At 61.3% G+C, this 13,200-nt stretch carries 6 protein-coding genes, 1 tRNA gene and 2 rRNA genes (1 of these 9 only partly in view); 6 read left to right on the top strand and 3 right to left on the bottom strand.

The genetic code is table 11. The features are described from left to right. The first annotated feature begins 33 nt into the window (after positions 1 to 33). From ACI6S0_RS05195 to ACI6S0_RS05170, 6 genes are all read left to right on the top strand, one after another. A complete protein-coding gene (locus tag ACI6S0_RS05195; RefSeq protein ID WP_037520836.1) occupies positions 34 to 747 on the top strand; it encodes a FadR/GntR family transcriptional regulator in 714 nt (237 codons plus the stop codon). 92 nt (positions 748 to 839) lie between these two features. Further along, complete coding sequence (locus tag ACI6S0_RS05190; protein WP_434405202.1) at positions 840 to 3,701, top strand: TonB-dependent receptor; 2,862 nt, start codon at positions 840 to 842, stop codon at positions 3,699 to 3,701. A 62-nt stretch (positions 3,702 to 3,763) separates the two neighbouring features. Beyond that, positions 3,764 to 5,074 carry an MFS transporter gene (locus ACI6S0_RS05185; protein WP_434405201.1) on the top strand — a complete coding sequence of 437 codons (1,311 nt, stop codon included), beginning with the start codon at positions 3,764 to 3,766 and terminating at the stop codon, positions 5,072 to 5,074. After that, positions 5,071 to 6,210 carry a glycoside hydrolase family 88/105 protein gene (locus tag ACI6S0_RS05180; RefSeq protein WP_434405200.1) on the top strand — a complete coding sequence of 380 codons (1,140 nt, stop codon included), beginning with the start codon at positions 5,071 to 5,073 and terminating at the stop codon, positions 6,208 to 6,210. The genes ACI6S0_RS05185 and ACI6S0_RS05180 overlap by 4 nt, the downstream gene beginning before the upstream one ends. Positions 6,211 to 6,230: 20 nt before the next feature. Beyond that, a complete protein-coding gene (kduI, locus tag ACI6S0_RS05175) occupies positions 6,231 to 7,067 on the top strand; it encodes a 5-dehydro-4-deoxy-D-glucuronate isomerase (protein WP_333702119.1) in 837 nt (278 codons plus the stop codon). Between the two features lie 10 nt (positions 7,068 to 7,077). After that, positions 7,078 to 10,311, top strand: a complete 3,234-nt coding sequence (locus ACI6S0_RS05170; protein WP_434405199.1) for a glycoside hydrolase family 2 TIM barrel-domain containing protein — start codon at positions 7,078 to 7,080, stop codon at positions 10,309 to 10,311. A 76-nt stretch (positions 10,312 to 10,387) separates the two neighbouring features. Here the strand turns inward: ACI6S0_RS05170 and ACI6S0_RS05165 are convergent. The 3 genes from ACI6S0_RS05165 to ACI6S0_RS05155 all read right to left on the bottom strand — a co-directional run. Continuing rightward, positions 10,388 to 10,464: transfer RNA gene (locus ACI6S0_RS05165), tRNA-Met, on the bottom strand. A gap of 108 nt (positions 10,465 to 10,572) precedes the next feature. Next, positions 10,573 to 10,687: ribosomal RNA gene (rrf, locus tag ACI6S0_RS05160) — 5S ribosomal RNA — on the bottom strand. Positions 10,688 to 10,831: 144 nt separating this feature from the next. Next, a 23S ribosomal RNA gene (locus ACI6S0_RS05155) occupies positions 10,832 to 13,200 on the bottom strand; it runs 424 nt beyond the window's last position.

Here is a 13,200-nt window from a genome sequence, read left to right as displayed (position 1 = left end):
GGCTCGAAAAAGAATATTCACTGGAACGACATCATGGCCAAAGCCGCCTCACTCGCCGACATGCTCTACACCAAACTGGAAGAGGACATATTGTCCGGCCGCATCCCGCCCGGATCGCGCCTGCCCGCGCAAAAGGACATTGCCGAGCAGGAAAATGTCAGCCGCACCGTGGTCCGCGAAGCGGTCGCCCGGCTGGAGGCACAGGGCTTTGCCGTCGCCCGCCAGGGATCGGGCGTGTTCGTGTCGGATGCCGCGCGCTACCGCGCCTTTCAGGTCACCAAGGATGAATTGTCCGAGCTATCGGACGTGATCAAATTGCTGGAAATGCGCCTGGCGATCGAGACCGAAATGGCCGGCCTTGCGGCTGCCCGCCGCACGAACGAAGATATTTCGGCGATGCGCGACGCGCTACGCCGCATCCGCGAGGCTGAGGATCCGGCCGTCGCCGCCACAGCCGACAGCCAGTTCCACATGGCGATCGCCCGCGCGACCCGGAATGATTATTACGCCCGCTTCGTCGAATTTCTGGGCGTCCGCCTGGTGCCACCAAGCAGCCTCTATCTCAAATATCAGCCAGAAAGATCGCACGACGCCTATACCCACAAGGTCAGCGACGAGCATGACGCGGTGCTTGACGCCATCGTCCGCATGGACATCGAAAAGGCGCGCCATGCCGCCCGCCATCACATGCAGGAAAGCCTTTTGCGCCATTCCGAACTCAACGACCTGATCAGCCGGGACGAATGATTGCATAACTAAAGTCTGACAATTGACATCCCCCTCAAAGTTGTATGATAACCTGATCAACACGATCAGAGTCGTGATGAGGGAGGATGGATATGAACAAGGCGTTTCCGTGCGTCGCCATGTCGGTGAGCATGCTGGCCATGATTGCGGCCTCGGCCCCCGCACTGGCCCAGGCAGAACCCCAGCCAACACCCCAGACCGATGCAGCACAGGGCGAAGCCACGACTGCCGACATCGTCGTCACCGGCTTTCGCGGCAGCCTGCAAAAGGGGATCGAACTGAAGCGCGAAGCCGTCGGCGTGCGCGACTCCATCGTTGCCGAGGACATCGGCAAATTCCCGGAGGCCAATGTCGCGGATTCGCTGCAGCGTATTCCGGGCGTCTTCCTCAGCCGCGACGGCGCATCGAACGAAGGCCAGCGCATCAGCATTCGCGGCCTGGGATCGGAATTCACCGTCACCACCATCAACGGCGCACCGGTGCGCACGACATCGTCACAGAATGTCGGCAGTTCGACCCGCGACTTCAATTATGACGTCTTCCCATCCGAACTGTTCGGTCGTGTCGATGTCTACAAGACCCCGCTTGCCAATCTGGAAGAGGGCGGCATCGGCGGCAATGTCGACCTGCAGACGCCCCGCCCCTTCGACAGCAAGGACCGGGTCATCCGCTATACCGCCCAGGCCAATTACAATACCCAGTCGAAGAAGTGGCAGCCGCGCGGATCGCTGCTGCTGAGCGACACATGGGGCGACTTCGGTGTGTTGCTGGGCGCGGCCTATGCCAAGAATGTCAATGAACGGTCCGGCTTCCAGTCGACCGGCGGCTATAACAGCTCGGTTATCGGTTCGCGTGCCTATGCCGGCCCGACCACGACCGGCGGCCCGTTCCAGTTCCAGCTCGACCTCGACAATCCTCTGGCCAATTATGGGTCGCTGACCCGCGACCAGGTGGCCAACGCCTATATGCCGCGTTTCTACCGCGTCTTCACCTCGAACAATGAGCGCGAGCGGCTGGGCCTGGTCGGGTCGCTGCAATATAAGTCGGATCGGCTGGAACTGAGCGCCGACGGCATCTTCTCGCAGCTCAAGGATCAGGCGGACGAGTTCACCTTTGGCGTCGCGGTGCGCAACTCCCGCACTGTGCCGGGGTCGACCAGCGCGCCGGGCACCGGCACCAATTCCGGCCTGATCCCGCTCGACGTGAAGATCGACGAATATAATAATCTCTACGGCACGTTCGGGAACAGCAGCTTCATCAACGAGAATTTCTTCCGCAACGCCCGCACCCGCTTCAAATATGGCATCATCCGGGGCGTCTATGACTTCACCGACAATCTGAAATTGTCGGCCCAGGCCAATCTGAGCGAGAGCAACGCCCGCTACACCGCCAACCGGATCGTCAGCAACATCTATGGCGTGACCAGCACCTTCGACCCGACCGGCAATGTCACCTATCCGACCATCAGTTCGCCGGTCGATTTCACCGATCCGTCAAACTACACCACGCCGACGCTGGGCTTCTCGCTCAACCGCGAGATCGACAAGCAGAAGACGGCGCGCGCCGTCCTAGACTGGTCGCTGCTGGACGATGGCGAACGCAAGTTCGCGCTCAAGATCGGCGGCAGCTATGTGAACACGGGCAAGCGCATCTCGACCCAGGACGGCAGCAGCATCGCGGCCGGCAAGCTGGTCGGCCTCGACGTCTTTTCCTACATGGATCCCTATATCCAATATGGGGCGATCCGCGACGGCGGCAATTCGGGCTATCCGTCCCAATTTGCGAGCTTCCCGCGCTCCTTCGTGATGGACTATCTCGACGCCAACGGCGCGAACGAAGCGGCCAAGGTCAATCTCAACGCGGCCTTCAACGCCAAGGAAATTGTCAAGACGGCCTTCTTCGAGAGCAATTTCGCCCTGCCGCTGTTCGGCAAGGAACTGCGCGGCTATGCCGGCCTGCGCTATTCCGACACCCGCACCATCATCAATAATTATCAGAGCGCGGGCGCCGGCGTCTTCCTGCCGCAGCGGCGCGAGGGCGGCTATGAAAACTGGCTGCCATCGGCCAGCCTGGCCTATGACCTGACGTCCAATCTGCTGCTGCGTGCGTCAGCCGGCAAGACGATCACCCGTGCGGCGCTGACCGCCATTGCCGGCGGCACCATCGTGCCCAACGTCTTCAATCCCGACGTCACGGTCGGCAATCCCAATTTGCGGCCCCAGGTCGCGACCCAATATGACGCCGGCGTCGAATGGTATTTCGCCCCCGGCGCGCTGCTGAGCGTCGGTGCCTTCAAGAAGGACATTACCGATCGTGCAACTGCGGTGCAGGACTTCGTCACCTTCGGCTCGCTCGGCCTGCCGTCGAGCGCGTTCAACACGACCTCGCTGGGCTTCCCCGGCGGCACCATACCGGACGATTTCCTGATCCGCCGGACCCAATATGTCAATCAGGGCCAGTTGAAGCTGAAGGGGCTGGAATTTGCCTATCAGCAGAATTTCACCTTCCTGCCCAAGCCGTTCGACGGGCTTGGCTTTACCGGCAGCCTGACGCTGATCGACCAGAAGGGCGATGATTTCGTCACCACCGAAGGGACGCGCGTGCCGATCTCCTTCGTGCCGGAATATAGCTACAGCGCGACGCTCTTCTACGAAAAGGGCCCATTCGCGATCCGCGGTTCCTATAATTACCGTGCCAAGACCGGCATCACCTCGCAAAATACCGGCAACGACCAGATACCCTATACCGCGCCGCAGGGCTTCCTCGACGGGACGATCAGCTACCGGTTCAGCGATGCGCTGGAGGTCCGTGTCGATGCGCTGAACATCACCAACGAGAATGTCTACATCTATTACCAGGATCCGGACGGACCGAAGGGCAATGGCCAGTCGCGGCGCGACAACAGCTTCTTCAACGGCACCACCATTTCGCTCGGCATCCGCGGCAAATTCTGACCCCTCCCCCCTTGGGCACCGGGGACTGCACGCCCCGGTGCCCATCTTTTCGCGAGACGATCATGACCATGCCGCATCCCGCCCCGGATATCGTCGATGATGCCGTTGCCGGCGCCAGCGATCGGGCCAGCCGCTATCGCTGGCTGATCTGCGGGTTGCTGTTCGCGGCGACCGCGATCAACTATGTCGACCGGCAGATGATCGGCGTGCTCAAGCCCGTGCTGCAAGCCGAACTGGGCTGGCGCGAGAGCGACTATGCCAATATCGTCTTCTGGTTCCAGTGCGCCTATGCGCTGGGTTTCCTGGCCATGGGCCGCTTCATGGACCGGGTCGGCGCGCGGATCGGCTATGCCGCCGCCTTCACCTTCTGGACGCTCGCCCATGCCGCCCATGGCCTGGTCAGCGGCATTGCCCAGTTCATCGCCGTCCGCTTTGCCCTGGGCATTGGCGAGGCGGGCAATTTCCCGGCCGGCCTGAAGGTCGTGGCCGAATGGTTTCCCCAGAAGGAGCGCGCGCTGGCGATCGGCCTGTTCAACGCCGGCGCCAATGTCGGCGCGATCGCCACGCCGCTGATCGTGCCCGCCATCACCATCGCCTATGGCTGGCGCGCCGCCTTCATCGTCACCGGTCTCGCCAGCTTGATCTGGGTGGCTACCTGGCTGCTCATCTATCGCCGGCCGGAGGATCATGCGCGCGTATCCCCCGGCGAACTCGCCTATATCCGCAGCGATCCGGTGCGTGCCAGCGCGCCCATATCCTGGTCGCGACTGTTCACCATCCGCCAGACCTGGGCCTATGCGCTACCCAAATTCTGCATCGACCCGATCTGGTGGATGTTCCTATTCTGGCTGCCCGATTTCCTCGGCAAGCGCTATGGCCTCGACCTCAAGAGCTTCGGCCCGCCGCTGGTCGTCATCTATCTGATGTCGGACGCCGGCAGCGTGCTGGGCGGTTGGGCATCGTCGCGGCTGATCGCGCGCGGCTGGAGCGTGAATGCCGCGCGCAAGGCGACGTTGCTGGCGTGCGCGCTGGCGGTGCTGCCGGTGGTGACCGTCCAGTCGATCGACAATCTCTGGGCGGCGGTGCTGCTGATCGGTCTTGCGACCGCCGGACACCAGGCCTTTTCCGCCAATATCCTGACTTTGCCGTCCGACCTGTTCCCGCGCGCTGCCGTGGGATCGGTGGTTGGCATCGGCGGCACGGCCGGCGCGATCGGCGGCATGCTGATCGCCCAGTTCGTCGGTTATGTGCTGGACATGACCGGCAGCTATGCCCTGATCTTCGCCGTCGCCGGCAGCGCCTATCTGGTGGCGCTGGCGCTGCTCCACATCATCAGTCCCCGTCTCTTGCCTACTGGAGAGCTTGCATCATGACCTTCCGCTCCTTCGCGCCGATCATGCTGGCCTGCGCTGTCGCCGCGCCGGCCCATGCCGCCCAGCCCGCCCGCACACCGATCGAGGCGGCGGTGAAGCTGGCCGACTGGCAATTGGCGCGGCTCGACGATCTATCGCACATTCCCAGCGCCACCGACGAGACGCGCAAGACGCGCGGCTGGGAACAGGCTGTGTTCTGGGTCGGTATGACCGCCCTCGCCGACGCCGGCGCCCCGCCCCGGATCAAGGAGGCGATCCTGGCGATGGGCCAGCGCAATGGCTGGAAACCCGGCGATAATCTCTATTTCGCCGACGATCAGGCGATCGCCCAGGCCTATCTCTGGGCCGCAGCCCATGACGCCGGCAAGGATGCGCTAGCCCCGACCCGCGCCGCGTTCGACACGGTGGTCGACAAACCGGCGGTCACCACCCTTGCCTTCGCCATCCCGCCACAGGGCTATGGCGCGACCGAGTGCCTCAAGCGCTGGTGCTGGTGCGATGCCCTGTTCATGGCGCCGCCCGCATTTGTCGAACTGTCGCGCCAGACCGGCGATGATCGCTATATGCGCTTTGCGATGAAGGAATTCTGGGCAACCACCGACTTCCTCTTCGACCCTGCCGAGCATCTCTATTATCGCGACAGCCGCTTCTTCGAGCGGCGCGACGAAAGGGGCCGCAAGCAGTTCTGGAGCCGGGGCAATGGCTGGGTATTCGGCGGCATCGCACGCGTCCTCCCGCTGCTGGCACAGGACAGCCCCGACCGCAGCCGGATGGAAGCGCTTTTCAAGGAGATGGCGGCGAAGATCAAGACGCTGCAGAAGCCCGACGGCTATTGGGCACCCTCGCTACTGGCGCCGGAGAATGCGCCACCCGAAACCAGTGGCACAGCCTTCTACACCTATGGCCTCGCCTGGGGGATCAAGGCCGGGCTGCTGCCCCGCGCCGAATATGAACCGGTGGTGCGCAAGGGCTGGGCCGCGCTGCAAAAGGCGATCCAGCCCGACGGCCGACTGGGCTGGGTCCAGCAGGTTGGCGACCGGCCTGACAAGGTGGCCGCCAGCGACACCCAATATTATGGCGTCGGCGCCTTCCTGATGGCGGCGACTGCGGTGGCCGCGCTCGACGCGCAACGCTGACGCGCGGGAGGACCAGGGGCATGTTCGAAAAAACCTATTACGCCACCCATCCCGCAATGATGGACGGCGCCAGCAACGAGGATTTGCGCGACCGGCATCTGGTATCCGGCCTGTTCCGCGCGGGCGAAATCACCCTCACCTACTCCCATGGCGAACGCTTCATCATCGGCGGCGCGGTGCCGGGCGCCGGGACGCTGGACCTGCCATGCCAGAGCGAACCGGAGAGTGCGGCCGGCCATCCGCTGCTGGAACGGCGCGAGATGAGCGTCGTCAATATCGGCAAGGGCGACGGCACGGTTCGCGTCGATGGCACCGACCACAGGCTCGCCCGCTATGAGGCCCTCTATATTCCCATGGGCTCGCAGGCGGTCAGCTTCAGCGGTGAAGGCGCGCGTTTCTATCTGCTCAGCGTCCCGGCTCATGCTGCCTTTCCGCTACGCAAATTGTCGCAGGCGGACAGCAATCCGATGCAGCGGGGCAGCCTGGAAACGTCCAACGAGCGAACCATCTATCAGTTGATCCTGCCCCATCTGTGCCAGAGCGCGTCGCTGTGCCTGGGCCTCACCCGGCTGGAGCCCGGTAGCGTCTGGAATACGATGCCGCCCCATGTCCATGAGCGGCGATCGGAAATCTATCTCTATTTCGATCTGGAAGAGGAAGATAGAATCTTCCACTATATGGGCCAGCCGGACGCATTGCGGCACATTGTAATGGAGAATGAGGACGTTGTGATCTCGCCGCCCTGGTCGGTGCATATGGGCGCGGGCACCCGCAACTACAGCTTTATCTGGGCGATGGCCGGCGAAAATCTCGATTATGAGGACATGGACGTCCTCGATATCTGCCAGTTGAAATAAGGGGATGGGAATGCACGGACGGATCTGGACCCTGGCGGCGGTCAGCACACTGGCGCTGGCGGGCGGCGCGTTGGCGCAGGGTGGCCCGCCGCAGGTGCAGCCCGTACAGGTCGATCCCGCCCGGCCCGACTGGGAAAATCCCGCCATCTTCGCAATCGGCAAGCTGCCCGCCCGCGCCACAGCCTTTCCGTTCGAGAGCCGGGACCGCGCGCTGGCCGGCCATCGCACCCAATCGGGCCGTTTCCTGTCGCTGAACGGGGAATGGAAGTTCGCCTTCTCACCCGATGCCGACACATTGCCGACCGGGTTCGAGCGGCCCGATTACGACGTGTCGAGCTGGAAATCGATCAAGGTGCCGGCCGACTGGCAGGCGGAGGGCTATGACCAGGCCCGCTACAATAATATCACCTACCCCTTCCCCGCCAACCGGCCGCTGATCCCCCATGCGACCAATCCGGTCGGTTCCTATCGTCGCGACATCGACCTGCCGGCGGGCTGGACCGAGCAGGATGTCGTGCTGCATATCGGGGCGGCGGGCTCGGCCTATTATGTCTGGGTCAACGGCCAGAAAGTCGGCTACTCGGAGGACAGCAAGCTGCCGTCGGAATTCGACGTCACCCGCTTCGTCCGTCCCGGCCGCAACAGCATCGCCATTCAGATATTCCGCTGGTCGGACGGCTCCTATCTGGAGGATCAGGATTTCTGGCGCGTGTCGGGCATCGAGCGCGAGGTGTTCCTGATGGCTACGCCCAGAACGCGCATCCGTGACTTCTTCGCCCATGCCGGCTTCGACAATGCGACGGGCGCCGGCAAGCTGGCGGTCGATGTCGCAGTGACGCCGGGGGCCGCGACCAGCGCGCGCTATGTCCTGATGGACGGCGATCGCACCGTGATCGAAGGCCGCCAGCCCGTTGCGGCGGGCCAGGCCGAACGCGCCGTGACGCTGACCGGCCTGGTCGACACGGTGAAGCCATGGACGGCCGAGACGCCCAATCTCTACATGCTGCTGGTCGAACTCTATGATGCGCAGGGGCGGATCATCCAGTCCAGCTATGCGCGGATCGGCTTCCGTACCGTGGCGATGCAGAATGGCGTCGTCACGGTGAACGGCAAGCCGATCACCATTCGCGGCGTCAACCGCCACGAGCATGATCCCGAAACCTTCCACGTCATTTCACTGGAGTCGATGGAGCGCGACATCAAGTTGATGAAGCGCAACAATATCAATGCGATCCGCACGTCGCACTATCCCAATGACCCGCGCCTCTACGAGCTTGCCGATCGCTATGGCCTCTATGTCATGGACGAGGCGAATATCGAGAGCCACGCCTATATGGACTATGCCAACAAGCATGGCGAACGGCGCGCCGAATTCCAGATCGGCTTCGACCCGGCCTGGAAGGATGCCCATGTCAGCCGCGTCACCAACATGATGGAGCGCGACAAGAACCATCCGTCGATCCTCTTTTGGTCGCTAGGCAATGAAGCAGGGATCGGCCCCAATTTCGCCGCCGCCGCAGCCGCCGCCAAGGCGCGCGATCCCGACCGGCTGATCAGCTATCTGGGCTGGGGCACATGGGACGGGATCGGCGATCACCGCCCCAATGACTATGCCGACATCTATGCGCCCATGTATGATCCGGTCGCCAAGCTGGTCGACTATGCCACCAACTGGAATTTCCGGCAGCCGATGATCCAGTGCGAATATGCCCATATGATGGGCAATTCGGGTGGCAATCTGAAGGATTATTGGGACGCGATCTACGCCCATCCCGAAAAGCTGCAGGGCGGCTTCATCTGGGACTGGGTCGACCAGTCCATGTATCGCTACACCAAGGACGGACAGCGCTATTGGGGTGATGGCGGCGAATATGGCCCCAATCCGGGCGGCGACATCGAATTTGGCGACGGCCTGCTCCAGTCCGATCGCACCCCCAATCCCGCCCTCTATGAACTGCGCAAGGTCTATGCGCCGGTCCAGTTCGACGGATTCGATCCGGCGAGCGGCCGCCTGACCGTACGCAACCGGCATGACTTCATCGACCTGTCAGGCTTCAGCTTTGACTGGGCACTGCTGGAGGATGGCGTGGAGATTGCGCGTGGATCGCTCGCCGCGCCCAATGTTCCGGCCCATGGCGCAGCCGCGATGACGGTGCCGATCGCAACCATGCCGCGCCGGGCTGGGTCGGAATATTTCGTGACGATCAGCGCCCGAGCCAAAGCTGGCTCGATCCCCGCCATGGAGACCGATGCGCTGGTCGGGTGGGAACAGTTCGCCCTGCAACGGGACACGCCGGCCCTGCCCGCCGCCGCCAGCGGCACCGTCGCGATCAGCGACAAGGGCGGCGCGATCAGCCTGAGTGCCGCTGACGCTGCGCTGGTGATCGACCGGACGAGCGGCCTGGTCCGTTCCTACAGCAAGCACGGCCGGATGCTGGCACAGGGTGGCGCGCCGCATTTCTGGCGCGCGGTGACCGACAATGACATCGGCATCGGCACCGACAGGCAATTCGCGATCTGGAAGGGCATGAGCGAGCAGCGCAAGGTCAGCGCGATCCGCCTGACGCCCCAGACCGATGGTAGCCGCACCGTCGAGGTCGACTATCAACTGGGCGATGGCGCGGCCAGCTTCACCAGCATATACCGCATGGTCGGCGACGGCTCGGTGACCGTCTCCGGCAGCTTCACCCCCGTCAAACCCGACCTGCCGCCCCCCTTCCGCATCGGCCTGGCCTTCAGCCTTCCCTCCGATCTCGATACGGTAGAATGGTATGGCCGCGGCCCGCATGAAAGCTATGTCGATCGCAGGACATCGGCGCCGATCGGCCTGTGGCGCGGCGCGCTGGCGGATCAGAATCACGACTATATCCGGCCGCAGGAGACCGGCAACAAGGTCGATGTCCGCTGGATGGAACTGTCCGGTGGCAGCGCGGGCCTGCGCGTGCAGGGCGACCAGCCGATGATGATGAACGCCCTCGCCTTCCCCTATGCCGATCTCGACCGGCACAAGCCGGGCACATGGAAATCGTCGGACATCCGGCCGCACGACCAGGGCACGCTGCTGATCGACGCGGCGCAATGGGGCGTGGGCGGCGACACCCAGTGGAGCGAGTTCGGCAAGCCCATGGCCGCCTATCGCACCAACAGCGCGCCGACGCGCTTCAGCTTCCGCCTGAGCCCCTTCGCCGGCACGGGCACCACGCCCGGCAAGGCGAAGCCGGCGCGCGCAACAGGGGTTGAGTGAGAGAGGCCGCTAAGACGCGGCCACAGAAAAGCCGCCGCGGAATGCTCCGAGGCGGCGTGTGCTGTGTTGTGTGTGTTGGTTGCGGGAGTAGGATTTGAACCTACGACCTTCAGGTTATGAGCCTGACGAGCTACCGGGCTGCTCCATCCCGCGACACTGGGCTTTTGTGGCCCTGACATGCAAAAAGGGCGGCTTTGCGGGCCGCCCTGTTTTGTAACATTGTGATGGGTTTTTGATCCGTTGCTATGCGCGTGCTTCAATGCCTGGCGACGCCCTACTCTTCCAGTGCTTGAGCAATAGTACCATCGGCGCAGACTGGTTTCACGGCCGAGTTCGGGATGGGATCGGGTGGGTCACAGACGCTATGGTCACCAAGCAATGAAGCAGGCGCATAACTGCGGGTTTTTAATCGATACCGTGCACAATTTTGTGTGTTTGTATGTTCGTATATCTGGGCTGGCTTAAAACCACGCCATCAGCGTCCTAGCTGTTTCCAGCATTGTCGTTGATGGTGGGACTCTTAAGCGCGAACAGAGCAATTAGGACTGGTTAGCTCCATGCGTTACCGCACTTCCACATCCAGCCTATCAACGTCGTGGTCTACGACGGCTCGATGAAATCTTATCTTGAGGGAGGCTTCCCGCTTAGATGCTTTCAGCGGTTATCCCGTCCATACATAGCTACCCTGCTGCGCCACTGGCGTGACGACAGGTACACCAGAGGTATGTTCAACCCGGTCCTCTCGTACTAGGGTCAACTCCTCTCAAATTTCGACGCCCACGGCAGATAGGGACCAAACTGTCTCGCGACGTTCTGAACCCAGCTCACGTACCACTTTAATTGGCGAACAGCCAAACCCTTGGGACCTGCTCCAGCCCCAGGATGTGATGAGCCGACATCGAGGTGCCAAACGATTCCGTCGATATGAGCTCTTGGGAATCATCAGCCTGTTATCCCCGGCGTACCTTTTATCCGTTGAGCGATGGCCCTTCCACGAGGGACCACCGGATCACTATGACCGACTTTCGTCTCTGCTCGACTTGTCAGTCTCGCAGTCAGGCGGGCTTATGCCATTGCACTCTAACAGACGGTTTCCAACCGTCCTGAGCCCACCATCGCGCGCCTCCGTTACTCTTTAGGAGGCGACCGCCCCAGTCAAACTACCCGCCACAGAGGGTCCCTGCACCGGATAACGGTGCGAGGTTAGACATCAGAAAACAACAGGGTGGTATTTCACCTATGGCTCCACATCAACTGGCGTCAATGCTTCAAAGCCTCCCACCTATGCTACACAGTTCTTTCCTAATGCCACTCTGAAGCTGCAGTAAAGGTGCACGGGGTCTTTCCGTCTAACCGCGGGTACTCCGCATCTTCACGGAGAATTCAATTTCGCTGAGCATATCCTGGAGACAGTGGGGAAGTCGTTACGCCATTCGTGCAGGTCGGAACTTACCCGACAAGGAATTTCGCTACCTTAGGACCGTTATAGTTACGGCCGCCGTTTACCTGGGCTTCAATTCAGAGCTTGCACTCCTCCTCTTAACCTTCAGGCACCGGGCAGGCGTCAGGCCCTATACGTCGTCTTGAAGCCGACTTAGCAGAGCCCTGTGTTTTTGCTAAACAGTCGCTACCCCCTGGCCTGTGCCCCCCATCAAAAGTTGCCTTAAGATGGGGCCTCCTTCTTCCGAAGGTACGGAGGCAATTTGCCGAGTTCCTTCAGGATACTTCTCTCAAACGCCTTGGTATACTCTACCATTCCACCTGTGTCGGTTTAGGGTACGGTCTATACGGTGGGGCTATTTCCTGGGACCCCTTCACTGCCCGGAGCAATCCAATAAGCCCGAACAATTTACGGCATCCGTCACACACCACCAGGCCCACGAATATTAACGTGGTTCCCATCGACTACCCCCTTCGGGCTCGTCTTAGGGGCCGGCTTACCCTGCTCAGATTAGCTTTAAGCAGGAACCCTTGGAATTTCGGCGAGAGGGCATCTCACCCTCTTAATCGCTACTCATGTCTGCATTCGCACTTCCGATACCTCCACGGTCGGTTACCCTTCCGCTTCAACGGCCTACGGAACGCTCCGCTACCGCTCAGTCATAAGACTGAACCCTAAGCTTCGGTGCATCACTTTAGCCCCGTTACATCTTCGCCGCAGGATCTCTTATTTAGACCAGTGAGCTGTTACGCTTTCTTTAAAGGATGGCTGCTTCTAAGCCAACCTCCTGGTTGTTTTGGAAATCCCACATGCTTTCCCACTTAGTGATGACTTGGGGACCTTAGCTGTAGGTTAGGGCTGTTTCCCTTTTGACGACGGACCTTAGCACCCGCCGTCTGTCTGCCGAACTAGACTCGTTGGTATTCGGAGTTTGGTTAGAATTGGTAGATCTCGCGACCCCCGCATCCATCCAGTGCTCTACCCCCAACGGCAAATATTCGACGCTCTACCTCAATAGATTTCGCGGAGAACCAGCTATTTCCCGGCTTGATTGGCCTTTCACCCCTAAGCACAACTCATCCGACAATTTTTCAACATTGAACGGTTCGGTCCTCCAGTGCGTGTTACCGCACCTTCAACCTGGTCATGCATAGATCGCCGGGTTTCGGGTCTAATGCATCAAACTATGGCGCCCTATTCAGACTCGCTTTCGCTGCGCCTACACCTAACGGCTTAAGCTTGCTTGATACACTAAGTCACAGACCCATTATGCAAGAGGTACGCGGTCAGGTCTCAAGGACCCTCCCACTGCTTGTAGGCATCCGGTTTCAGGTACTGTTTCACTCCCCTCATCGGGGTGCTTTTCACCTTTCCCTCACGGTACTGGTTCACTATCGGTCATGTACGAGTATTTAGGCTTGGAGGGTGGTCCCCCCATGTTCAGACAG

Origin of the sequence: Sphingobium sp. DN12, assembly GCF_051058005.1 — a bacterium.
Classification (GTDB): domain Bacteria; phylum Pseudomonadota; class Alphaproteobacteria; order Sphingomonadales; family Sphingomonadaceae; genus Sphingobium; species Sphingobium yanoikuyae.
Note: the sequence above shows the minus strand (reverse complement) of the source record. Positions and strands in the feature narration are given on the sequence as shown.

What these genes read in the sequence shown, in the direction of transcription:
- ACI6S0_RS05195 (WP_037520836.1), top strand. Translation starts at nt 34, where the DNA reads ATGGCCAAAGCCGCCTCACTCGCCGACATGCTCTACACCAAACTGGAA.
- ACI6S0_RS05190 (WP_434405202.1), top strand. Translation starts at nt 840, where the DNA reads ATGAACAAGGCGTTTCCGTGCGTCGCCATGTCGGTGAGCATGCTGGCC.
- ACI6S0_RS05185 (WP_434405201.1), top strand. Translation starts at nt 3,764, where the DNA reads ATGACCATGCCGCATCCCGCCCCGGATATCGTCGATGATGCCGTTGCC.
- ACI6S0_RS05180 (WP_434405200.1), top strand. Translation starts at nt 5,071, where the DNA reads ATGACCTTCCGCTCCTTCGCGCCGATCATGCTGGCCTGCGCTGTCGCC.
- kduI (WP_333702119.1), top strand. Translation starts at nt 6,231, where the DNA reads ATGTTCGAAAAAACCTATTACGCCACCCATCCCGCAATGATGGACGGC.
- ACI6S0_RS05170 (WP_434405199.1), top strand. Translation starts at nt 7,078, where the DNA reads ATGCACGGACGGATCTGGACCCTGGCGGCGGTCAGCACACTGGCGCTG.